This window comes from Gemmatimonas sp., assembly GCF_041689975.1.
GTDB lineage: Bacteria > Gemmatimonadota > Gemmatimonadetes > Gemmatimonadales > Gemmatimonadaceae > Gemmatimonas.
Window position 1 is genome coordinate 14,541 of record NZ_JBDNFF010000197.1, and the last position, 20,449, is coordinate 34,989.

General features: G+C 64.2%; 18 protein-coding genes. 14 read left to right on the top strand and 4 right to left on the bottom strand.

Going from position 1 to position 20,449, the window contains the following annotated elements; genetic code table 11:
* Positions 1 to 17: 17 nt before the first annotated feature.
* The gene (locus tag ACESNG_RS12415) at positions 18 to 986 is read right to left on the bottom strand and encodes an acyl-ACP desaturase (protein WP_373061870.1); all 969 of its coding nucleotides are present in this window, start codon (positions 984 to 986) and stop codon (positions 18 to 20) included.
* Between the two features lie 212 nt (positions 987 to 1,198).
* On the opposite strand from ACESNG_RS12415, the gene ACESNG_RS12420 reads away from it, so the two are divergent.
* From ACESNG_RS12420 to ACESNG_RS12435, 4 genes are all read left to right on the top strand, one after another.
* Positions 1,199 to 3,007, top strand: a complete 1,809-nt coding sequence (locus ACESNG_RS12420) for an ABC transporter ATP-binding protein (protein ID WP_373061868.1) — start codon at positions 1,199 to 1,201, stop codon at positions 3,005 to 3,007.
* A gap of 234 nt (positions 3,008 to 3,241) precedes the next feature.
* The gene (locus tag ACESNG_RS12425; protein ID WP_373061866.1) at positions 3,242 to 4,699 is read left to right on the top strand and encodes a DEAD/DEAH box helicase; all 1,458 of its coding nucleotides are present in this window, start codon (positions 3,242 to 3,244) and stop codon (positions 4,697 to 4,699) included.
* Positions 4,700 to 4,752: 53 nt separating this feature from the next.
* Positions 4,753 to 5,127: a YigZ family protein gene (locus tag ACESNG_RS12430; protein WP_373069215.1), complete on the top strand. Its 375-nt coding sequence runs from the start codon at positions 4,753 to 4,755 to the stop codon at positions 5,125 to 5,127.
* Between the two features lie 102 nt (positions 5,128 to 5,229).
* Positions 5,230 to 5,652, top strand: a complete 423-nt coding sequence (locus tag ACESNG_RS12435; protein WP_373061862.1) for a globin domain-containing protein — start codon at positions 5,230 to 5,232, stop codon at positions 5,650 to 5,652.
* A gap of 7 nt (positions 5,653 to 5,659) precedes the next feature.
* On the opposite strand, the gene ACESNG_RS12440 is transcribed toward ACESNG_RS12435, so the two are convergent.
* The gene (locus ACESNG_RS12440) at positions 5,660 to 7,345 is read right to left on the bottom strand and encodes a formate--tetrahydrofolate ligase (protein WP_373061860.1); all 1,686 of its coding nucleotides are present in this window, start codon (positions 7,343 to 7,345) and stop codon (positions 5,660 to 5,662) included.
* A 144-nt stretch (positions 7,346 to 7,489) separates the two neighbouring features.
* On the opposite strand from ACESNG_RS12440, the gene ACESNG_RS12445 reads away from it, so the two are divergent.
* The 10 genes from ACESNG_RS12445 (at position 7,490) to ACESNG_RS12490 (ending at position 15,255) form a co-directional block, all read left to right on the top strand.
* Complete coding sequence (locus ACESNG_RS12445) at positions 7,490 to 8,128, top strand: NAD(P)-dependent oxidoreductase (protein ID WP_373061858.1); 639 nt, start codon at positions 7,490 to 7,492, stop codon at positions 8,126 to 8,128.
* Between the two features lie 42 nt (positions 8,129 to 8,170).
* The gene (locus ACESNG_RS12450; RefSeq protein ID WP_373061856.1) at positions 8,171 to 8,554 is read left to right on the top strand and encodes a cupin domain-containing protein; all 384 of its coding nucleotides are present in this window, start codon (positions 8,171 to 8,173) and stop codon (positions 8,552 to 8,554) included.
* A complete protein-coding gene (locus ACESNG_RS12455) occupies positions 8,554 to 9,342 on the top strand; it encodes an SDR family oxidoreductase (protein WP_373061854.1) in 789 nt (262 codons plus the stop codon). The genes ACESNG_RS12450 and ACESNG_RS12455 overlap by 1 nt, the downstream gene beginning before the upstream one ends.
* Before the next feature lie 33 nt (positions 9,343 to 9,375).
* A complete protein-coding gene (locus tag ACESNG_RS12460) occupies positions 9,376 to 10,305 on the top strand; it encodes a branched-chain amino acid transaminase (RefSeq protein WP_373061852.1) in 930 nt (309 codons plus the stop codon).
* 30 nt (positions 10,306 to 10,335) lie between these two features.
* Positions 10,336 to 10,875 (top strand): YaeQ family protein, encoded by a 540-nt coding sequence (locus ACESNG_RS12465; protein WP_373061850.1) that lies wholly within the window; start codon positions 10,336 to 10,338, stop codon positions 10,873 to 10,875.
* Between the two features lie 6 nt (positions 10,876 to 10,881).
* A complete protein-coding gene (locus tag ACESNG_RS12470; protein WP_373061848.1) occupies positions 10,882 to 11,571 on the top strand; it encodes an ATP-binding protein in 690 nt (229 codons plus the stop codon).
* A 56-nt stretch (positions 11,572 to 11,627) separates the two neighbouring features.
* A complete protein-coding gene (locus ACESNG_RS12475) occupies positions 11,628 to 12,863 on the top strand; it encodes a patatin-like phospholipase family protein (protein ID WP_373061846.1) in 1,236 nt (411 codons plus the stop codon).
* A 45-nt stretch (positions 12,864 to 12,908) separates the two neighbouring features.
* The gene (locus tag ACESNG_RS12480; protein WP_373061844.1) at positions 12,909 to 13,964 is read left to right on the top strand and encodes a sulfite oxidase; all 1,056 of its coding nucleotides are present in this window, start codon (positions 12,909 to 12,911) and stop codon (positions 13,962 to 13,964) included.
* Positions 13,965 to 14,159: 195 nt separating this feature from the next.
* Positions 14,160 to 14,600, top strand: coding sequence for a hypothetical protein (locus tag ACESNG_RS12485; RefSeq protein ID WP_373061842.1), 441 nt, complete (start codon positions 14,160 to 14,162; stop codon positions 14,598 to 14,600).
* Positions 14,593 to 15,255 (top strand): zf-TFIIB domain-containing protein, encoded by a 663-nt coding sequence (locus tag ACESNG_RS12490; RefSeq protein WP_373069217.1) that lies wholly within the window; start codon positions 14,593 to 14,595, stop codon positions 15,253 to 15,255. The genes ACESNG_RS12485 and ACESNG_RS12490 overlap by 8 nt, the downstream gene beginning before the upstream one ends.
* A gap of 232 nt (positions 15,256 to 15,487) precedes the next feature.
* On the opposite strand, the gene ACESNG_RS12495 is transcribed toward ACESNG_RS12490, so the two are convergent.
* Both ACESNG_RS12495 and ACESNG_RS12500 read right to left on the bottom strand, forming a co-directional pair.
* Complete coding sequence (locus ACESNG_RS12495; RefSeq protein WP_373069219.1) at positions 15,488 to 17,329, bottom strand: hypothetical protein; 1,842 nt, start codon at positions 17,327 to 17,329, stop codon at positions 15,488 to 15,490.
* Between the two features lie 1,739 nt (positions 17,330 to 19,068).
* Positions 19,069 to 20,133: a serine/threonine-protein kinase gene (locus tag ACESNG_RS12500; RefSeq protein WP_373061193.1), complete on the bottom strand. Its 1,065-nt coding sequence runs from the start codon at positions 20,131 to 20,133 to the stop codon at positions 19,069 to 19,071.
* Between the last annotated feature and the right edge of the window lie 316 nt (positions 20,134 to 20,449).

Below are 20,449 nucleotides of genomic sequence, written 5' to 3' on the forward strand. Positions count from 1 at the left end.
ATTACGAGCGTGGTGCTTCAATCCATTGCGAATTCGCGGGCGAATGCCACGTTGAACGAGAACGTCTTCGCGCGGCTGCGCGTCTCCATCATGTTGGCCACGCGCTCGAGACGCTCGGTGATCGCCATGATCTTCTCCTGCGCCTTGCGACCGGCTTCGTTCAGCCCTACCAGTGTGTCGATCGACCAGAACTTGATGAGGTCTTCGACGATCTTCATGTAATCACGCGGTCCGTAGATGCCGGCGCGGCGGATCACGTCGGCCATCTCGCGAAAGTGTGGCATGCTGATGCCAGGCATGTCAATGCTCGGCATGATCAGCGCAGCCGATTCGAGGGCGCGGTTCGGATCACGCGCTAATACGCGCAGGAAGATCTCGCGGTAGAACACGTAGTGCCGCGCTTCTTCCTTGGCGACGTTGGCAAGCACGGTGCCGATGAGCGGCTCGTACTCGCCGGCCAGCTTGCCCGTGTTGGCGTGACTCACCTGGGTGGCGCGCTCCTGCAGCGACGTGTACACGAATACGCGGTACGGATCCTTGTCCCACGTGGGCTCGAAGCCCGCCTTGAGGTACTCGAACTGCATGCGCTCGAGCACCGGGTTGTCGAGGATCTTGCTGTCGTGCGCGTAGTCGTGCAACACGGCCCCGTGCCGGTCTTCCTCAGCTGTCCACAGATTGGTCCACTTCGCCCAGAAGGTATCGCCACCCAGGTAGGTGGCCAGCAGCCGGTGGAAATGGGGGAGACCTTCTTCGGTGAGTGTATTGAGCGCGAGGGCGACGCGGGCCGGCATGCTGATGCCCTTCGCGCGCTCCCGAAGCTGCTTCACAAACACATCAGGGTCGGTGTCCGGCTCAGGATTGAGCAGTTCCGACGGGAACCACAGAATGCGCTTGGCTTCATGCGCGACCGTAAGGTCTGCGACGTCCTGCTCGAGGTCCGCGAGGACCTCAACTTTGGCGATGGTTTCGTTGTTGGGGATGTACATAGCGTTAAAGATATGCCACGGAAGCGACCGTGGGACGCCTAGGGGAAAGCAATTTGGTCAGGAACGTGTGAACGCACGCGGAAGTGCCACTCCGCTGCCGGAAACGGTGACTGCCGGCATCGCTGGACCATTCGGAGCGGTGCTTCCGGTAGCCCGACCACGTTCACTTCCAAACGGCTTCCCCCGCGGAATCCTGAGTTACCTTCCGTGGCATGAATCCACCGCGCCAAGGCAAGCCCAAGTACGACACCAAGCGCGCATGGGCCGAGGCCCGCGCACTGATCTGGGAACACCGCACCTCTGTCACCGTCGGACTGGTGCTGATGCTGATCAGCCGCGCGGCGGGGTTCGTGCTGCCGTACTCTACGAAAAAGGTGCTGGACGAGGTCCTGCCCAACCGCGATATCCAGATGCTCGGCTATATCGCGCTCGCCGGATTGGCGGCGACGATCGTGCAGTCGATCACCGGCTACGCGCTCTCGCAGGTCGTGAGCGTAGCGGCGCAGCAGGCCATTGCGCGGCTGCGTGAAGAGGTGCAGGGGCACCTGATTCGACTCCCGGTCAAGTTCTTCGACAGCACGAAGAGCGGGGTGCTGGTGTCTCGCGTGATGAACGATCCGGAAGGCATTCGCAACCTCATCGGTACCGGGTTGATCCAGCTGACCGGTGGCATCGTGAGTGCAATCGCCGCGCTCGGCGTGCTCTTCTATCTCAACTGGCAACTCACCGCCGCGACCATCGTGTTTCTCGCGGTTTTCGGCGTGGTCATGTCGATCGCCTTCAAGCGCCTCCGGCCGATTTTCCGTGAGCGCAGCGTGATCACCGCCGAAGTGACGGGACGGCTCACCGAAACGCTGGGCGGCATCCGGCTGATCAAGGTGTACACGGCCGAAGAGCGCGAGAAGGAAGTGTTCGGCAAGGGTGTGCAGAAACTTTTCGAGAATATCGCCAAAACGATCACTGGGACGTCGCTCACCGGCACGCTCGGGCTCGCGGTGGTTGGAGTGATCGGATTGATCGCGATGTACGTGGGTGGTCGCGATGTGATCAACGGAACGATGACCGTCGGCAGCTTGATCACCTTCGTGTTCTTCATCGTTCTGGTGACGGCGCCGCTCATTCAGATCGCGAGTATCGGCACGCAGATCACCGAGGCCTTCGCCGGACTCGATCGTATTCGTGAACTCCGCGACATGCCCACGGAAGACCAGGAAGACGCCGGCAAAATTGCCGTGCCGTCCGTCGTGGGACGCGTGGAGTTCGACCACGTGTCCTTCGAGTACGAAGAAGGCACGCCCGTGCTCAAGGACGTGTCGTTCATGGCGCCGGCCGGCACCACCACGGCACTCGTGGGCTCGAGCGGCAGCGGCAAGAGCACGATGATTTCGCTCATCATGGCGTTCGCGCAGCCGCAACAGGGACAGATCAAGGTGGACGGCACGCCGGTGTCCGAGCTCAAGTTGCGCGACTATCGTCGTCATCTGGGCGTGGTCATGCAGGACAACTTCCTGTTCGATGGTACGGTGATGGAGAACATCGCCTTCACCAAACCCGGCGCCACGAAGGATGAAGTGATAGCCGTGGCGAAGATCGCCAACGCGCACGACTTCATCTCAGGCTTCCCGCAGCAGTACGACACGATCGTCGGTGAACGCGGCGTGAAGCTCTCCGGCGGCCAGCGTCAGCGGGTGGCGATCGCCCGCGCGATCCTCGCCGATCCGCGCGTGCTCATCCTCGACGAAGCGACCTCGTCGCTGGACTCGGAGAGCGAGCACCTGATTCAGGAAGGACTGCGCCGCCTGCGCGCTGGCCGCACCACCTTCGTGATCGCGCACCGACTGAGCACGATTACGAGCGCCAATCAGATTCTCGTACTCGAGCACGGTCAGATCATAGAGCGCGGCACGCATCACGAGCTGCTCGCCGTCGGCGGACGCTACCGTGACCTGTACAACCGGCAGTATCAGCTGGAGCAGGACCAGTTCATCAATCCGGGTGAGGAAATCGCGGCCACGGGGTGAACCGTGGGATTCCGCGGGGGAAGTTGGACGGTGAGCACCGTGTAACGGCCACCGGAAGCGCTGTTTCCGATCGGTCAGCGTGGGTGGCATACGCCGTTTCCGGCATCGGCGCGGTACTTCCTTCTGCTTTCACACGTTCCTCACCGATCAACTTCCGGCCGGAAATCAGGCGTTCGCCACCGTGGCCAGTTATATTTCATCAATCTTGTCTGTGTTCCCCGTGTCCAAGCCCCTGTGACCGCTACGCCGTCGTTTTCCTCGCTGCAGCTGCATCCGAGCCTCCAGAAGGGCCTCAAGGAGCTCGGGTTTGCCCGTCCCACCCCGATTCAGGCCGAAGCGATTCCGCCGGCCCTGGAGGGACGTGACGTCCTCGCCTGCGCGATGACGGGCAGCGGAAAGACGTATGCGTTCTTGCTCCCCATTCTCCATCACATCATGGAGAAGCCGCGCGGGATGACGAGGGCGCTGGTCATCACGCCCACGCGTGAATTGGCGGCGCAGATCGTCGAGAGTCTGAACGACGTCACGGTGCACACGCCGCTCACGGGCGCGGCGGTGTTTGGTGGAGTGGGCATGGGGCCGCAGGAACATGCGTTCCGTAGCGGCGCCGATGTCATCGTGGCCACGCCGGGTCGCTTGCTCGATCACTTCCGCATGCCGTACGCGAAGCTCGAGCATCTCGAGTATCTCGTGCTCGACGAAGCCGATCGAATGCTCGACATGGGCTTCCTGCCCGAGATCAAGAAGGTGCTGCGTCATTTGCCGCAGAAGAAGCGACAGACGCTGTTCTTCAGCGCCACGATGCCCGCGCCCATTGCCGCTCTCACGAAGGATCTGCTCACCAATCCGTTCACGCTCAACCTGCAGCGGCAGGCGGCTCCTGCCGTCGGCATCACGCAGGCCGTGTACCCGGTGGCACAGGATCTCAAGAGCGGTCTTCTGGTCGCACTGCTCAAGCGCGGCGACATGCCGCAGGCGCTGGTGTTTACCCGCACGAAGCACCGCGCCAACCGCCTGGCCTCGCAGCTCGTGACCGCCGGCATCAAGGCCGAGCGTATTCACGGCAACCGCTCACAGTCGCAGCGCACGCAGGCGCTCGCCGGCTTCAAGGATGGGGCGTATCAGGTACTGGTGGCCACCGACATCGCGGCGCGTGGTATCGACGTAGAAGCGCTCGGCCATGTCGTGAACTTCGACGTGCCTTTGGCGGCTGAGGATTACATCCATCGCGTCGGTCGTACGGCGCGTGCGGAAGCGACCGGTGAGGCGTTCACCTTCGTGTCGCCCGAGGAAGAAGGAGATCTGAAACAGATCGAGCGGGCAATCAAGAAGACGTTGCCGCGCGTGACGGTACCCGATTTCGATTACAGCGCGAAGCCGCAAACCAAGCTCGAAGTCCCGCTGGCCGAGCGCATTGCGGAGATCCGCAAGAAAAAGGCGGAAGACCGTGCGCGTGCTGCTGCCAAGGTGGAGCGTCGCAGTACGGCCCAGTCGGGCGGTGCGCGTCCGGCGGCGCCGTCGGGTGGCCGTCCCGCCGCTCCGGCCAGGAAAGCCAGCGAATCGCGCGGCGCGGCTACCGGCGGGGAGAAAAGCGGTGCGGCCGGCCGTGTCCGTCGCGGTCCGCATCGCGGCCAAGGTGGCGGGATCGGCGGTGGTTCCCCGCGTGGCGGCGTAGACAGTCCGTACGCGTGAACGCGCTGAGTCTCGACTGATCACGACGATGATCACGGCACCGACGACGCCCCATGCTCACGGTGCTGCTGCACAGTGGCGTCGGCGAACTCGCCGCCGTCGTCGTGACATGCTACTATGGCGGCACGAAATTGGGCACCGGCGGCCTGGTGAAAGCCTACGGCGGCACCGTGCAGCAAGCCCTGGTGGCCATGCCACGGGCCGAGCGCGTGGACAGCGTGAACGTCATCGTGCGGGTGGCCTCCGGCGCTATTGGGGCGCTGCAGCAATTGTTCCCGGAGTTCGACGCCGAACTCCTTGCACCGTGCTTCGAAGTAGAAGCGCCGTTTTCAGTTCGGGTACCACGCGTAGGATTGGTGGCCATGAAACGTGCAATTCAGAATGTCAACCGCGGATCGGCGGTCGTACAGGCCGAGGAAACGGCGTGATGTGTTTGGGTCACGTCAGTCGTTGGTTACCGAGCCGAGCGTATCTTTCTCGAGATATATCGTTTCGTCCCGGTCAAGACTGATACTTTTGCCCCGCGTCCCATGACCAAAGATTCCGAACGATCGATTCGCGACAGCTGGATGCGACTCTTTCCGCTGCGACTCATCGCCGCGCAGCGCTTCTACGAGCGACTGTTCGAGACCGATGCATCGGCAAAACTATTGTTCGACGGTACGCAGATGCATGTGCAGCGGGTGAAGTTCGTGCAGACGATCGACTTGCTCGTGCAGATGCTCGATTTCCCGTCGAACATCGTTGACGAACTGCAGTCCCTTGCCCGTCTGCACGGGGGCTACGGCGTCACTATCGCGCAATACGAGACGGTGGGTGCGGCGTTGCTGTGGGCGCTCGAACAAACCTTGGATGACGACTGGACGCCCGAAGTACACCGTGCCTGGAGTGAGTTGTATGGGTTCATCTCCGGTGTCATGATACGCGAAGTCAGCAGCCTCGAGTCCACGTAATCGCGGTTCACGACAGCCCCTCGATCGTCCCATCAGGGCGCAGTCGCATTCGTTCGGCCGCCGGCGACTTCGACAGCCCCGGCATCGTCATGATGTCGCCGCACTTCGCCACCACGAATCCGGCGCCGGCGGATCCGCTCACCTCCTGTACCGTAACTCGGAAGTCCGTCGGCACGCCAAGCCTGGTCGCATCGTCGGTGAGCGAATACTGCGTCTTGGCCATGCATACGGGGGTCGCCCCCATGTCGTGCTGCTCCAGCCAACTAATCGACTTCTCGGCCGCCGGTGAGAAGTCGACGCCGGCTGCGCCGTAAACTTTCGTGGCAATCGTTTCGATCTTCTCGCGGATCGGCCGTGCGGTGTCGTACAGCGGACGGAACTCGGCCGAACGCGACTCGAGCAGGGCCAGCACTTCATGCGCCAGCGATTCGCCGCCGGCGCCGCCATCGGCCCACACGTTGCAGAGCGCGACGCGCACACCGTACTGCGCGGCGTAATCCGCGACCATGTCAAGTTCAGCGTCCGTATCGGACAGTCGGCGATTGATCGCAACCACGACCGGCACACCGAATTGACGCACGTTGGCAATGTGATGGGCGAGATGCGGCAATCCGCGCTCGAGGGCGCCGAGGTCTTCCTGATCGAGAACATTCTTGGGGAGTCCGCCCTGCATCTTGAGCGAACGCACCGTGGCCACCAGCACCGCCGCTTCGGGGTTGAGTCCGCCGGCTCGACACTTGATGTCGAAGAACTTTTCAGCGCCGAGGTCGGAGCCGAAGCCGGCTTCGGTGACCACGATGTCGGCCAGTGCGAGACCGGTGCGCGTGGCCACGAGGCTGTTGCAACCGTGCGCGATGTTGCCGAACGGGCCGGCGTGCAGAATGGCCGGTCCGCCTTCGAGTGTCTGTACGAGATTCGGGCGCAATGCATCCTTGAGCAGCAACGACATCGCCCCGGTGGCCTGTAGGTCGCGCGCGCGTATGGGTGTGCGATCCTTCCCGCTCGTAGTGCCCACGATGATGCTGCCGAGTCGCTGCTCGAGGTCTTCGGTGTCGGACGCGAGTGCGATGATCGCCATCACCTCACTCGCGGGAATGATCACCCAGCGTTCTTCGCGCATCACGCCGTTGCCGGCACCGACACCGATGATCGCGTTGCGCAGCGCGCGGTCGTTCATGTCGATCGTGCGCGGCCACGTGATGCGCTTGGTGTCGAGGCCGAGCGCATTGCCGTGATACAGGTGGTTGTCGACCATCGCCGACAGCAGACTGTGCGCACTGGCGATCGCGTGGAAGTCACCGGTGAAATGCAAGTTGATGTCGTCCATCGGCAGCACCTGCGCATAGCCGCCACCGGCCGCGCCGCCTTTCACGCCGAATACCGGTCCGAGGCTGGGCTCGCGCATGCAGAGCACGGCGTTGTGTCCGAGGCGACGAAACGCCTGTGAGAGGCCCACGCTGACCGTGCTCTTCCCTTCACCGGCCGGCGTCGGGCTGATGGCCGTGACCAGCACCAGTCGTCCCTTGGCGGGCTGCGAGGCCAGCGCGAGCGGCAGCTTGGCCTTAAAGCGTCCGTACTGATCGATGTCGTCCGGGGCAAGCCCGAGATCGGCCGCCACGGCCGTGATCGGGCGCAGACGCGCCTGCTGGGCAATCTCGATATCCGACGGGACAAACGGAGGGGTGACGGTCATACGACTGGGTTCGTGAAATGAAGGACGCAGGCACGCCCCGAAGATACCGCAGAACGCCGCGGCTGGCTGTGTGTCTGGATGGTGGTGGTGCATACTTCTCATCGGTGCCGCGGGCGGCATCGCCGCCATCCGACAGAGGACTTCATGATCGTTTCCGTTTTCGGCGCCTCCGGGCGGACAGGTCACGCCTTCATTGCGAGCGCGACCGACGCCGGGATTTCGCTGCGACTGCATTACCGGGCCAAGCCCTCGGAGCAGGTGCCGACGTCGTCCACCGTGGTGGTGGGATCACTGAATGATCCGACGGCCGTGCGCGAAGTGCTGCGCGGGGCCGATGCCGTAGTCGTGCTGTTCGGCCCGCACAACGATGCGCGCGTTCCCTTCTGCACCGCAGCCACCAGGAACATCATCGCCTCTATGCACACCCAGTCGCAGCAGCGGCTGCTGGTGGTGACGGGCGCAATGACCGGCGGGGTACCGTTGAACGTATCGCTGGCAATGCGCCTCATGCGCAAGATCGTGCAACGGTCGGCGCACGATGGCATGATGGAGGATCGCACCGAGCAGGAACGTCTTGTGCGCAGCAGCAAGTTGGGCGGCTGGACGCTGATCAAGCCGCCGCGTCTCACCGACGATCCGGCCACCGACGCTGTGGCTATCGGACCTGAGCTCTCCGTCGGTGTACGCAGCAGCCTCTCCCGCGCGTCACTGGCGGGTGCGCTGGTGCGTGAAATTCAGGAACCGCGATTCGCGCAGCAGGCCGTGTACGCGGCCAATCGCTGATTCGCGACCGCGCTGCGGTATTCCCTTTCATCCAATCCTGTCATGTCCGACGTCCGCAAGCAGAACTGGGATGCACTTCCCATCGAACAGCTCACCCCGCTCATCGGGCGCCGCCTGATTTACAGCGAGAAGATGATGCTGGCGCACGTGTATCTGAAGAAGGGTGCCATCGTGCCGGCGCACGATCACCTCAACGAACAGTTCACGTACGTGCTGTCGGGCACGCTGCGCTTCTGGATCGGCGAACATGCCGATGCACCGGGCGACACGTACACCGATGTCGGCGCTGGTGATGTGTTGGTGATCCCGAGCCATGTGCGGCATCGCGCCGAAGCGCTCGAGGACACGCTCGACGTGGATGTCTTCAATCCGCCACGGCAGGACTGGATCGACAAGACCGACGACTATCTCCGCGGGCCCCGCTAATGGATCTCGGCATTCAGGGCAAGATCGCGCTGGTGTGCGGTGCGAGTCGCGGCATCGCGTTCGCCGCAGCAGAGGAGTTCGCGCGGGAAGGTTGCACGCTGGTGATCTGTTCCCGCGATGCCGCCTCGATCGCCAACGCAAAAGCAAAACTCGAGGCGCACGGTGGATCGGTCACGGCCATCGTGGCGGACCTGGCCACGGAAGCCGGCATCGCCGACGTCATTGTGCAGACGATGGCGGCGCACGGACGCGTCGACATTCTCGTGGCCAACACCGGCGGCCCGCCCACCGGCGCGGCGATGTCGCACTCCTGGGATACGTGGAGCCAAGCCAGCGAGCTGCTGTTGCGCAGCGTCGTCGAACTCACACGCGCCTTCGTGCCGGGTATGCGCGAGCGCAAGTGGGGTCGGGTGGTGTCGATTACCTCACTGGCCGTAAAACGTCCGCAGGGGTCGCTGGTGCTCAGCAACAGTCTGCGCGCCGCCGTCACCGGGTATTTGCGCACGCTGGCCGATGAAGTTGCCGGCGATGGGGTCACGGTGAATTCCGTGCTTCCCGGATTCACGGCCACTGAGCGACTGGATGCGCTGGCCAGTGCCACGTCCACGCGCACGGGTCAGAGCCGCGAGTCGGTGTTCGACGGCTGGACAGCGGAAACGCCGGTCGGCCGACTCGGACGCCCCGATGAGTTGGCAGCGGTGATAGCTTTCGTGTGTTCTGCGCGTGCCGGGTTCATGACCGGGCAAGCCGTGTTGGTGGATGGCGGCGCCGTGCGTTCGCTGCTGTAGCCCTCTTCTTTCTTCTTCCCGCATCGTTCCGACATGAGCCAAATTGCCGAGAGCCAGTGGATCTGGCGCGATGGTGCGTTCATCCCGTGGGCGGATGCCACGATTCACGTGCTGAGCCATTCCGTGCAGTTCGGCTCGTCGGCGTTCGAGGGTATTCGCGCGTACAGCACGCCGCGTGGTCCGGCCATCTTCCGGCTGCGCGAGCATCTCACACGACTGTTGATGTCGTGCAAAATCTACCGCACGGATGTGCCGTATACGATCGACCAGCTCATCGCCGCGTCACGTGAACTGATAGTGCGCAACGGTCTGGAGTCGTGCTATCTCCGTCCGATGGTCGTGCGCGGCTACGGTTCGGCCGGCATGGTGCCCACAGGTGCACCGGTCGAGGTGTATCTCCCCTGCTGGCCGTGGGGCACGTACCTGGGTGCTGGCGCGCTGGAGAACGGCGTGGATGCCTGCATTTCATCGTGGCATCGCGTGGAGCCGAACACGATTCCCGCGATGGCCAAGATCGCCGGCAACTATCTGAGCGGTCAGCTGATCAAGATGGAAGCGATGGCCAACGGCTACGCCGAGGGCATCGCGCTGAGCCCGGGCGGCATGGTGAGCGAAGGCTCCGGTCAGAACGTGTTTCTCGTGTCGGGCGGCACGATCGTGACCACGCCGCTCGACGGCACGATTCTGGGCGGCATCACGCGTGACACGATCATGACGCTGGCGCGCGAGGCGGGTATCCCCGTGCGTGAGGCGCATATCCCGCGCGAGATGTTGTACATGGCCGACGAAGTGTTCTTCACCGGCACGGCGGCCGAGATCACGCCGGTGCGCAGCATCGACAGAATTACGATCGGTGCCGGCAAGCCGGGACCGGTGACCTCGTTGATGCAGACGCAGTATCTCGACATCGTCCACGGTCGCGTCGATGACACGCACGGCTGGCTGACGCACTGTCGCGATTGATGGCGCACACGTGAACGGAGGGAGCAACCCATGGCGCTGACGTCCACCATGTACGCGCTGCAGGTGGCGCTCGCCAACGTCGATCGTGGTGTGTACGAGTCGCTCGAGTTCCGCATGGCGATGCACCCGTCGGAATCGCCGGAGTACTTCGTGGCGCGGCTGCTCGCCTACTGTCTCGAGTATAGCGAAGGGATCGCGTTCTCGCGCGGCATTTCCGATCCGGATGAGCCACCGCTGAGCGTGCGCGACCTGACGGGTAGTCTGAAGGTGTGGATCGAGCTCGGCGCGCCCGATGCCGCCCGGTTGCACAAGGCCAGCAAGGCTGCGCCACGGGTGGTGATCTACACGCATCGCGATCCGGCGCAGCTGTGGCGGCAGTGGGAAGGTGAGAAGATCCATCGGGCCGAACAGATCGAGCTGTACGTGCTCGAACGTGCATTGATCGACGCCATCGCGGAGAAGCTCGATCGGCGGATGAAAGTCGAGTTGTCGGTGACCGATGGCACGATCTTCGTGAACATGGCCGGCTCGACGCTGAGCGGCACCGTACAGAAACTCGCCGTACGCTGAGTCGGTGTGCCGAATGTGCGGTCGGTGGTGTTGAGCTGGAGCGGCGGCAAGGACAGCAGCCTTGCGCTGCAGGCGCTGCGTGCCGACCCAGACGTCGAGGTGGTTGCACTGCTCACGAGCGTGACCGCCGGCTACGATCGCATCAGCATTCACGGGGTGCGGCGTACGCTTCTCGCGGAGCAGTCGGCCTCGCTCGGGCTACCGCTGGTCGAGATCACGCTGACGCCGCAGTGCAGTAATGCCGGCTACGAAGCGGCCTTTCAGCAGGGGCTCGCCGCGATCCGTGAGCGGTTCCCGGCGGTCACGGAGATCGCCTTCGGCGATCTGTTCCTCGAAGACGTTCGCGCCTATCGCGAGCAGGCGTTGGTCGGCAGCGGCTTCGCGCCCCGATTTCCTCTGTGGGGCACGCCGACCACGGCGCTCGCGGCCCGCTTCGTGACCGACGGATTTGTGGCACATCTGGTGTGCGTCGACACGGAGCAGCTCGACGCAGCCTTTGCCGGACGCCGGTTCGATGGTGCGCTGCTGTCGGCCCTCCCCGCGTCAGTCGATCCGTGTGGAGAGCGCGGCGAGTTCCATACGTTCGTGTCGGATGGTCCGATCTTTCAGCGCCCGATCCGCTGTGCAATAGGCCCGGTCGTGATCCGGGACGAGCGCTTTGCCTATTGCGACCTGCTGGGGGCGGACGACCGGTAGCCGTTCGGAGACCGCTTAGTGCGCAACGCGGCAGGTAACGGGACTACATTCCACAGATGCGAAGAAGGATTCTCACGACGGCGTTCGGGAACACGTTTATCAGGACGCTCGGCCGGTTAACGCCAGCGCTTGCCCTGCTCGCGGGGTGCGCTGCCATCACACGCGCGCCGACCACGGTGGTGAATCTGCAGCGCGACGCCATCTCGATCGATGCGCAGCATCGCGCACTGCGCGATACCGTAATCGAACGGCTGGTGCGACGTGTCGCGAAACGGGGAGACCGCACGGTGGATGTGCTGATGCTCTCCGGCGGTGGTCAGAACGGCGCGTTCGGCGTCGGCTTTCTGCGCGGCTGGCAGCAACGCGCCGCCGATTCGATGCCACAATTCGATCTCGTGACGGGCATCAGCACGGGCGCGTTGCAGGCACCGTACGCGCTGATCGGCACGCGCAGCGCAATCGATACGATCACGGCACTGTACGCGCGCGCCGCCCAGAGCTTCGCGCCGTCACTCGATTGGTGGTTCTTGATCCGCCCCACTGGCGGGCTGGTGAACACGAAACGGTTCGATCAAACGATCGCCCAGACCTTGAACGGACCGCTCCGCGACGAGTTGCAGGCGGCCTTCGCGAACGATCAACAGCTCGTGTTCGGAACCACGGATTTCGATCTCGGCATCGGTCGGATGTGGTCGCTGGGCGATGAGATGGGAAGTGCTCGCTCCGGAGCCACCGACCAACGCACCCGGCAGCTGCTCAAGGGTGCGACCGCCATCCCGGGCATCTTCCCGCCGGTCATGATCGATGGGCATCTGCAGTCCGACGGCGGGGTGATAGAAAATATCCTACCGCTGCTCACGTTCGAGGACTACACACGCCTTGGACAACGGTTACAGGCGCGCGGGCTCACGGATGTCACGGTGCGCGTGTGGGTCATCATGAATCTGTGGACGCACGGTGAGCCGAAAGTCATGAAGCCGTCGGCGCGCCGCGCGATCAGCAGTCGCTCCACCTCGCTGCTGTTCTACGCCCATCAACCGGCTACCCTCGCGGCGCTCGAGAATCTTTCGCGTGCGGTCAGTGATCGGGTGCCCGGTGTGCGGATGCACGTGCGAGTGGCCGCTATTCCCAGCGCGGAGTCGCTGTTCCCGGGTGCCAACGCACTGTTCGAGCGTCGCTTCATGCTGCGACTCGACTCCCTCGGATTCAGCAAGGCGCAAAGCGCCACGCCTTGGGATGCGGTCACACCGAGCGCGTTCACGCGCCCCGAAGTCCCACCGCGTTCGCGCTAGGGTACCAGTATCACATCCGCTTCCATTCCCCCCGCTGCTGCTGCCGTGTCCGACGACGTCGCACTCGATGCTGCAGGTACGGACGCTCTCGATGTCGTGCGCGCGGAACCGCTGTGTGCGGAAACACCGGCGCGGTTGCTGTCGTCGTCGATCACGCCAGCGGCCAGTGTATACGTTCGCAGCAACTTTGCGTTGCCGCTCCTCAGCGCTACGCACACGATCGACATCGGTGGTGCCGTACAGTCGGCCTTCGCGATCTCGCTCCCCGAGCTGGCTGCTCTGCCGCAGCGCCAAGTGACGGTCACGCTGGAGTGCGCCGGCAACGGCCGCCTGGGGATGGACCCGGTACCCACCGGTGAGCCGTGGCGCTTCGGCGCCGTGAGCACGACCAATTGGTCGGGCGTCTCGCTGTGCACGCTGCTGGAGCGCGCCGGCCTCGGTTCGGACGTGGTGGAAGTTCTTGGTGTCGGAGCCGACGCTGGGCCGCGCGATGACGCCGAGGGCGACGTGCGCTTCGCACGGTCGCTGCCGATCGCCGATGCGATGCATCCGGATACGATCGTGGCAACGCACATGGCGGGCGCACCGCTGTCGGTCGATCACGGGGCACCGGCGCGCCTCATCGTGCCGGGATGGTATGGCATGGCCAGCGTGAAATGGCTCGTCGGTCTCGAGGCCCTTACGACCCCGTTTGGCGGCTACTTCCAGCGAATGCGCTACGTGTACGACGTGGACGGTACGATCGCGCCGGTGCGTCGCGCGCGGGTGAAGTCGATGATCACGTCACCGACCGAAGGCCGGCAGTGCGCGCGCGCGGTGACGGTGCAAGGGTGGGCGTGGTCGGGCGCAGGCGCGATCGCGCGTGTGGAGCTGGCCGTGAACGATGCCGCGATCTGGATGGACGCCGCGTTAGGGACCCCGGAGTCGGCGTATGCGTGGACGCCGTTCGAGGCGGAGCTGCTGCTGCCGGAGGGGGCGACGGCGACGATTTGGAGCCGTGCCACGGATACGGCGGGGAATGCGCAGCCGGAGCGGATTGCGTGGAATCGGCTGGGGTACGGGAACAATGGGGTAAGGGGGGTTGCGGTGGGGGTTGGGTGAGTGCGAAGGGCGACAGGTATAGACTGTCGCCAGGAGTAAACTGCGCCAGGAGTAAACTGCGCCAGGAGTAAACTGCGCCAGGAGTAAACTGCGCCAGGAATTAAGGGCGCCAGGAATTAAGGGCGCTAGGAATAGGGGATGTGAACGGCGCGAATTGATCGCTTTACGGCTGACACCACTGAGGGGATGGACGGTATGGGACGTAAGACCGGTTTCGCGTTGCTTATCCTTGCTGCGCTCATGGCGTTTGGTTTTGCGCGATCGCGGGCGAGCATGGTGGCTCCGGCCACACTGGTTGCGTTGCTCGTGACCGTAGTTCTCCCCGCGGTTGGGGGAGCGACGCTGTTGTGGGGTGGCGGTCGTCGTCGTGGGGAGCGGATGCACCTGCTGCGACAGCGCACCATTGAAGCGGAGATATTGCGACTTGCTGCGAAAGAAGGTGGGCGTCTCACGGCAGGCGACGTCGCGATTGCGCTCGCGCTCAGTCCTGAAGAGGCGAAGGAGACACTCGAGGCGCTGATGACGCGCGACCTCGCCGATATCGCGGTCACTGATGACGGCGTGTTGGTGTACGTGTTCCACGAAATGGGGAAGCTGGGGAGCAAAGCATCGGCGCGTGGCATTCTCGATGACTGAGATTGTCTCGATCGCACCTCCGCGCGCGCTCGAGGCGCGTCTGCCATGTCCGGTGTGCGCGGTGGCGATGGAGAAAGCGCGATTGGCCGGCAACCAGCGTGCGCTCACGCTGGATCATTGTACGCGATGTGGTGGTGTCTGGTTCGATCGGGGCGAGGTGCTGGTGCTGGCGGCACATCCCCCCGCCGAGTTGTGGGCCATCATTGCGCAGCGCCAGGAACGCGTGAATCCGCCGTGCCATAAATGCGGCGCACCGCTCGGTCGAGATCACGCGCAGTGCTTGGCGTGCAGTCACGTGAACGACCTCGCGTGTCCGACCTGCGATGAACGGATGTCGCGGCGCGCGAGCGGGGGGCTCACGCTCGACGTGTGCCAGCGTTGTCGGGGAGTCTGGTTCGATCACCACGAACTCGCGATGATCTGGCAGCGCAATCTCGATCAGGTCATTGCGCGTCGCACGGTCGGACAATCCAGTACGCTTGGCGCTGGCGCGGAAGTACTCGGCCACGCTGCGTTGTGGTCGCCGGGGCTCGTGGTGGAGGGAGCGGTCGGTCTGGCGCATCTTGGCGGCGCGGCGATCAATATGGTGGGGGAGGCCGCTGGCGCCGTGTTTGAAGCGGTCGTCGAGATCATTGCGTCGATTTTCGATACGTGACGAGAGAGGCGTTGCGATGGATTGGGTTATGGGAATGAAGGAAGGGTTTGCAACTGCGAATAGCGCCGGGAGTGAACAGCGCCAGGAGTTGTTGACCTGACGGACGGATCAGACTGAAAGACGGTCGGTTCAGTCGTTCAGGACTCGCGTGTCGCTCGAATGACAAACGGGGCGCCTCCGCATGGAAGCGCCCCGTTTGTCGTGAGCAGTCGCTGAGAGCTCTGCCGGCACACTACGGCTTGAGCATGACCTTCATGTCGAGGAACGCATCGCCACCGCGATCGCGTGCCCACAGTGCGATGGTGTGCGTACCGGCGGAAACCCCGGACAATGTCAGCACCGCCGGCCCGTCGTTCACGCAGTTGTCATGCTGCCAGAAGCCCGACATCGAGTTGTAGAACCCGGGCGCCGAGGTGGGCGGGATTGTGCCCGTGCGCTCGGTACCATCTACCCAGATCCGCAGGTCGTTATCGATGAGCACCGTGATTTCGAGCGTACCATTCACCGGCACGCTGACGGACTTCGTAACGAAGATGTCCTTGCCCACAGTGTACGCATACGGACCCGCGTAGCCCGCTGGCACGCCGCATCCTCCGGAGAGAAACGGTGCCTTCCCACCCAGAGTGGTGCTCGTGCCCGAAGCCAGGTTCGGCCAACCGGTTGGCGGCGTGATGCTCTGGTCGAACGGACCGTAGCTGCTGTAGCCATTGCTGCCCAGGGGAACCAGCGTCGTCGGTAACGTGATACCGGTGGCGCTGAACAGCACCGATCCCATTTTCACGGCGACTTCGGGTCCGTTAGATCCATCGCCAAAATGAAGTGACAACGGCTGGAACGGATCGACGCCCGCGCGCGGCCCGCTGCTGTCGACACCCGCGAGGCCACGTCCGCAGGCGGCACGCGTATTCGCGCCGCTCGTGATTATCCATGCCCCGTCGACGACGTCGCCACTAAAGTTCGACAACGCGCCACTACCAGGGCTCGCCGCGTTGCAGGCGACGATCGAGGCTGCGAACCGCACGCGCGCGTTCGGAACGGCAACACCCGCGAGGTCAGTGACGCGAACCGTGGGATTCACCGGCAGCGCGTTACCCGCTGTACCCGTCTGCCCGTCGCCCGCGACGATCGAGAGCTTGGCTGGCAGCGCGAACTGGAAGTCGCTGAATTCGTCGGTGAGTGCGCCGGGGCCCACGTCGAGCCGTCGTGTCGCCGCGTTTAGGCGTTTCGGCGCGAGCATGGCGAACAGCTCGCGGCCAGCCGATGCGTACTCGCCGCGCGCGACCTCACGCATGAGTCCCTTCACTGTGCCCTGCGCGACCGGAACGATGCAGGTGGCCGTAGCGTGCGGCAGGGCCGCGAGCCGGTCTGGCGCCGCGTCGAATCGGTGCATGGTGAGACGTTCCTTCTGCGCGGGCAACATGCCCAGGGGCGTCAACGATTGAACGGCGCAGATGAACATCGTGGCTTCGTTCGGCAACGCGTTGGCCAGAAGGGCCGGTGACGCGGTGACGCGCACACAGGGACCGAACGTCGGCAGGTCGGTCACCCGGTTATTGAGATCGGGGCAGATCTGTGTTGTGACGGTCGTGACGAAGCCGACGGGCTGCGGCGGGATGATGACGCCCGCCGAGCCGCCGCCAAGCGTAGTCGTGACTGTACCACCGGTAGCGAGGTTGATCGTCGTGGAAGCGCACGGCCCAATACCTGGAGTCGCGCACAGCGCGTACTGTTCGATCCGGAACTTGATCGGCAGCGTGCGGCCGTCATTGACGACTTCGAACCCTTCGCTTTTCACCGTCGCGACGTCGGTGAAGCCAAGCTGCGTTGCGCCCACGAACACGCTCACGCGATAGAACGGAACGCCGTTCTTCGGCACCGCCCAGTTGTAGGCGTACTTACCGTCGTCGACCGTGGCAGTGACGACCAAAGCATACCCCGGCGACTTACACAACGTCGCGGCCATCACGGCGGCGGCGCTCGTCGCATCCAGCGCGCAGATGCGCACCTGCGGCGCGAGGTTCGGGTTGAACGCGTTCGCCTGGTAATTCGTATTCAAGCTCGGATTCTTCGCCATCGGCGGCAAAAAGAAGAAGTCCGGATTTCCGCCAGCGCTCCCTCCATCAGAAACTGCGAACGACGGTCGCCCCGGTATTGCCGTGATGGGCGTGATTGAATCACCAACCTGACAACCCGCAAGTGTGAAGAGGGCGAGGCCGCTTACCAGTGCGCGACGCACTGCTACTCCGGTGGAATGTGAGGTAACGGGTCCAACGGAACGGCCGTAAAATCGATAACCCGTAACACGGCCGCTGCGTGTGGCAGGGCCACTCTTAGCGGGTACGGGCGAGTAACGCCTCGAAGCTGCGCTTGCTGCGAAGATCGTGCCACCACCAGTGCACGTTGCCGCCTACGCGGAATGAGTGATCCGGATTGGCGGCGACGTACGACGTGAGCATCGTGATGGCAGGGTCGATGTCGCCAAATTGCGCGAGCGACACGGCGTGGTAGCCGGCGAGCTCCTGCGTGGGATCGACCGAACGGTCGGGCTGCGCGCGATCCAACACCGCGCGCGCACTGTCTAGCATCTTCTCCCGCGGCGCTCCGGCGGGAAGGGTAAGCCCGTACCGGCCGATCACCCCACCCACGAGCATTCGCGCGAGCCCCGACTGAAAGGCACGTGACGCCGTCGGCGCGAGGAAGTCGATACGCGCCGCCAGCTGCCAGGCTTTCGCCGGATCCGGCGTCGCATCGGGGGCGAGCTGCAGCAACAAGTAGCAGCGCGTAAACGCGAGGGATGTCGGAAAGCGCCGCGCGCCCTCGTCGCACCACCGCTGTGCATCCGCGAATCCTTGAGTGCTGTACGAGCCCAGAAACAGCCGACCCAGAATATCCCGCGAGTTGACGAGGAATTCGTCGGCTTCGTACGCGGTTTGCGCCTTCAGCAGCGAAGCCGGGACATCCTTCCTGTCGAAATACAGCTCGCTCAGCGTCGCGTACGCCGTTACCAGACGATCGTCCTTGCGGATGGCGGCCAGCAGGTCGCCTTCCGCATCAGCGAGCAGCTTCTCCCGCACCAGCGGTTCGAGCCGACGGCCTGCCTGCCATTGCTTGTGCTTGATGGTGCCGCGCAGCTCGAGGGCCTTGGCACTGTTGGCATCTACCGCGAACGCCGCGTCGACGAGTGCCAATGCGGAGTCGAGATGCGGCCCCACGCGCGCCTCGGTCAAGAAACGGCGGCCATCCAGCGATACCTGGATGCGCTGCAATGCCGGCTCGATCCACCGTGGGTCGGCCGCCGCCGCGAGGCGCAGCAGCGAATCGGCTGCATGCAGTGACGCGCTCGCACGGCTGCCGTCCGCCGCTGTCAATGCTGCGGTCTGCCGGCGGGCGGATTCGGCGCGGTTCAGCAGCGTCCACGCTGCCATGTCGCGCGTCGCGGCCTGCGCCTCGCGCAGCTGAATTTCCGGCCCGATCACTTCACGCAGCGCTGCCGATACATCGCGCGCGACCGACTCTTCGGCCCCAAACAGCGCGTTCCGCTTCACCTTGATGGTGCGCGCCGAGCCCAGGTTCGCGCCGGACACGTCATACAAACGGATCGTGATGCGGAGCTGGTCCTTGCCCTCTGGCTCGATCGTACCTTCGACCAGCGTGCCAACCTTGAGCGCACGCGCTACGCTGTCGCGGGCGACGGTATCGCTCCGGAACTGTGCCACGCCGTTGGGCGATACCACCGAGAGCACGCGCAACGTGGACAGCTCGCGGATGAGCGACTCGGTGAGTCGCTCGGCGGCGGGCTGCAACTCCGTGCTGTCACCACCCACCACGTTGAAGTAGCGCACCGCGACTTTGCGGGCGAGCGGATCGGTGCTGACCGCTGCGCCACGGGAGAGGTTCCGATACGCGCCGAATGCACCGGCGGAGAGCACGAGCACCGCAGCCCCCAGCATCAACGGCGTGCGCCAGCGTGGTTTGGGCGCTGCTTCGATACGCTGCGCCCCGCTTGGCACACGCCGCTGCGTGGTCATTCGCATCGCCACGCGTCGCGTCGACGTCGCGCCCATGGGAGTGCCGAGCATCTCGCAGAACTCCGCGGCGGTGCGCGGACGATCGGCCGGCGACTTCTCCATCGCCGCGAGGATCGCTTCCTCGACTTCTTCTGGCGTGGCGGATGCTCGGCACCGCTTCCATCGCATGCTTCGCCATGATGGCGGTGGAGTTCTTGCCCGTAAACGGCGGCTCGCCAGCCAGCATCTCGAAGAGCATGCACCCGAGGCTGTAGATGTCGGCCGTCGGGCCTACCTCCTCGCCCGTGAACTGCTCGGGGCTCATGTATACCGGGGTGCCCATGGCCATGCCGGTCTGCGTGAGCTTGTTCTGGCCTGCTTCGGTGCGCGCGCGCGCGATGCCGAAATCGGCGACGAGCGCGTGACCGTTGGAGAGCATCACGTTCTCGGGCTTGATATCGCGATGAATGATGCCCTGCGCATGCGCATAGCCCAACGCGTCGGCGACTTCGAGCGCGATCCGAACCGCGTCCTCCACGGGCAGTTGCTTCTCCCGGTCCAGCCGGTCGCGCACGGACTCGCCGTCGATGAACGGCATGACATAGTACAGCAGATCTTCCGCGTGCCCGGAGTCGAAGAGGCCGAGGATATTCGGATGCTGCAGGCGCGCGGCGAGCTTGATCTCCCGTTCGAAGCGCTCGGCGCCGATCGTGGCGGCGAGGTCGGGAAGTAGCACCTTGATCGCGACGCGGCGATCATGGCGAACGTCAGTTGCCAGGTAGACGGTGGCCATACCGCCGCGCCCGAGTTCCCGTTCGACCGCATAGCGATCGGCGACGAGCACACGCAGACGGTCGAGCGTTTCGATCAAGAGACGCGCCAGAAGAGAGGATTCGAAAACCGTAATATGCAGTCGCAGGGTGCCTTGGGCCAGCGCCGGGCAAGGGAGGCCGCCGAGGAAACGGACTCGACCGGCAGCGATGGCCGCTCCAGGGACACCCCTCGCTATCGTTCGGCATGACGAACACCGCCGCTACCGACTGCCTTGCGGGTGATTTCGCGATTCGTTTGGCCACGGCCGCCGACGCGAGTGCGTTGTCCGAGTTTGCCGCGCACGTGTTTCATGAAACGTTCGCGCCCGATAATGACCCGATGGATATGCAGGTCTATCTACGCGACGCGTTCTC

Coding starts and splice junctions, on each gene's coding strand:
- ACESNG_RS12415 (WP_373061870.1), bottom strand. CDS start 986: ATGTACATCCCCAACAACGAAACCATCGCCAAAGTTGAGGTCCTCGCG.
- ACESNG_RS12420 (WP_373061868.1), top strand. CDS start 1,199: ATGAATCCACCGCGCCAAGGCAAGCCCAAGTACGACACCAAGCGCGCA.
- ACESNG_RS12430 (WP_373069215.1), top strand. CDS start 4,753: ATGCTCACGGTGCTGCTGCACAGTGGCGTCGGCGAACTCGCCGCCGTC.
- ACESNG_RS12435 (WP_373061862.1), top strand. CDS start 5,230: ATGACCAAAGATTCCGAACGATCGATTCGCGACAGCTGGATGCGACTC.
- ACESNG_RS12440 (WP_373061860.1), bottom strand. CDS start 7,345: ATGACCGTCACCCCTCCGTTTGTCCCGTCGGATATCGAGATTGCCCAG.
- ACESNG_RS12445 (WP_373061858.1), top strand. CDS start 7,490: ATGATCGTTTCCGTTTTCGGCGCCTCCGGGCGGACAGGTCACGCCTTC.
- ACESNG_RS12450 (WP_373061856.1), top strand. CDS start 8,171: ATGTCCGACGTCCGCAAGCAGAACTGGGATGCACTTCCCATCGAACAG.
- ACESNG_RS12455 (WP_373061854.1), top strand. CDS start 8,554: ATGGATCTCGGCATTCAGGGCAAGATCGCGCTGGTGTGCGGTGCGAGT.
- ACESNG_RS12460 (WP_373061852.1), top strand. CDS start 9,376: ATGAGCCAAATTGCCGAGAGCCAGTGGATCTGGCGCGATGGTGCGTTC.
- ACESNG_RS12465 (WP_373061850.1), top strand. CDS start 10,336: ATGGCGCTGACGTCCACCATGTACGCGCTGCAGGTGGCGCTCGCCAAC.
- ACESNG_RS12475 (WP_373061846.1), top strand. CDS start 11,628: ATGCGAAGAAGGATTCTCACGACGGCGTTCGGGAACACGTTTATCAGG.
- ACESNG_RS12485 (WP_373061842.1), top strand. CDS start 14,160: ATGGGACGTAAGACCGGTTTCGCGTTGCTTATCCTTGCTGCGCTCATG.
- ACESNG_RS12490 (WP_373069217.1), top strand. CDS start 14,593: ATGACTGAGATTGTCTCGATCGCACCTCCGCGCGCGCTCGAGGCGCGT.
- ACESNG_RS12495 (WP_373069219.1), bottom strand. CDS start 17,329: ATGGCGAAGAATCCGAGCTTGAATACGAATTACCAGGCGAACGCGTTC.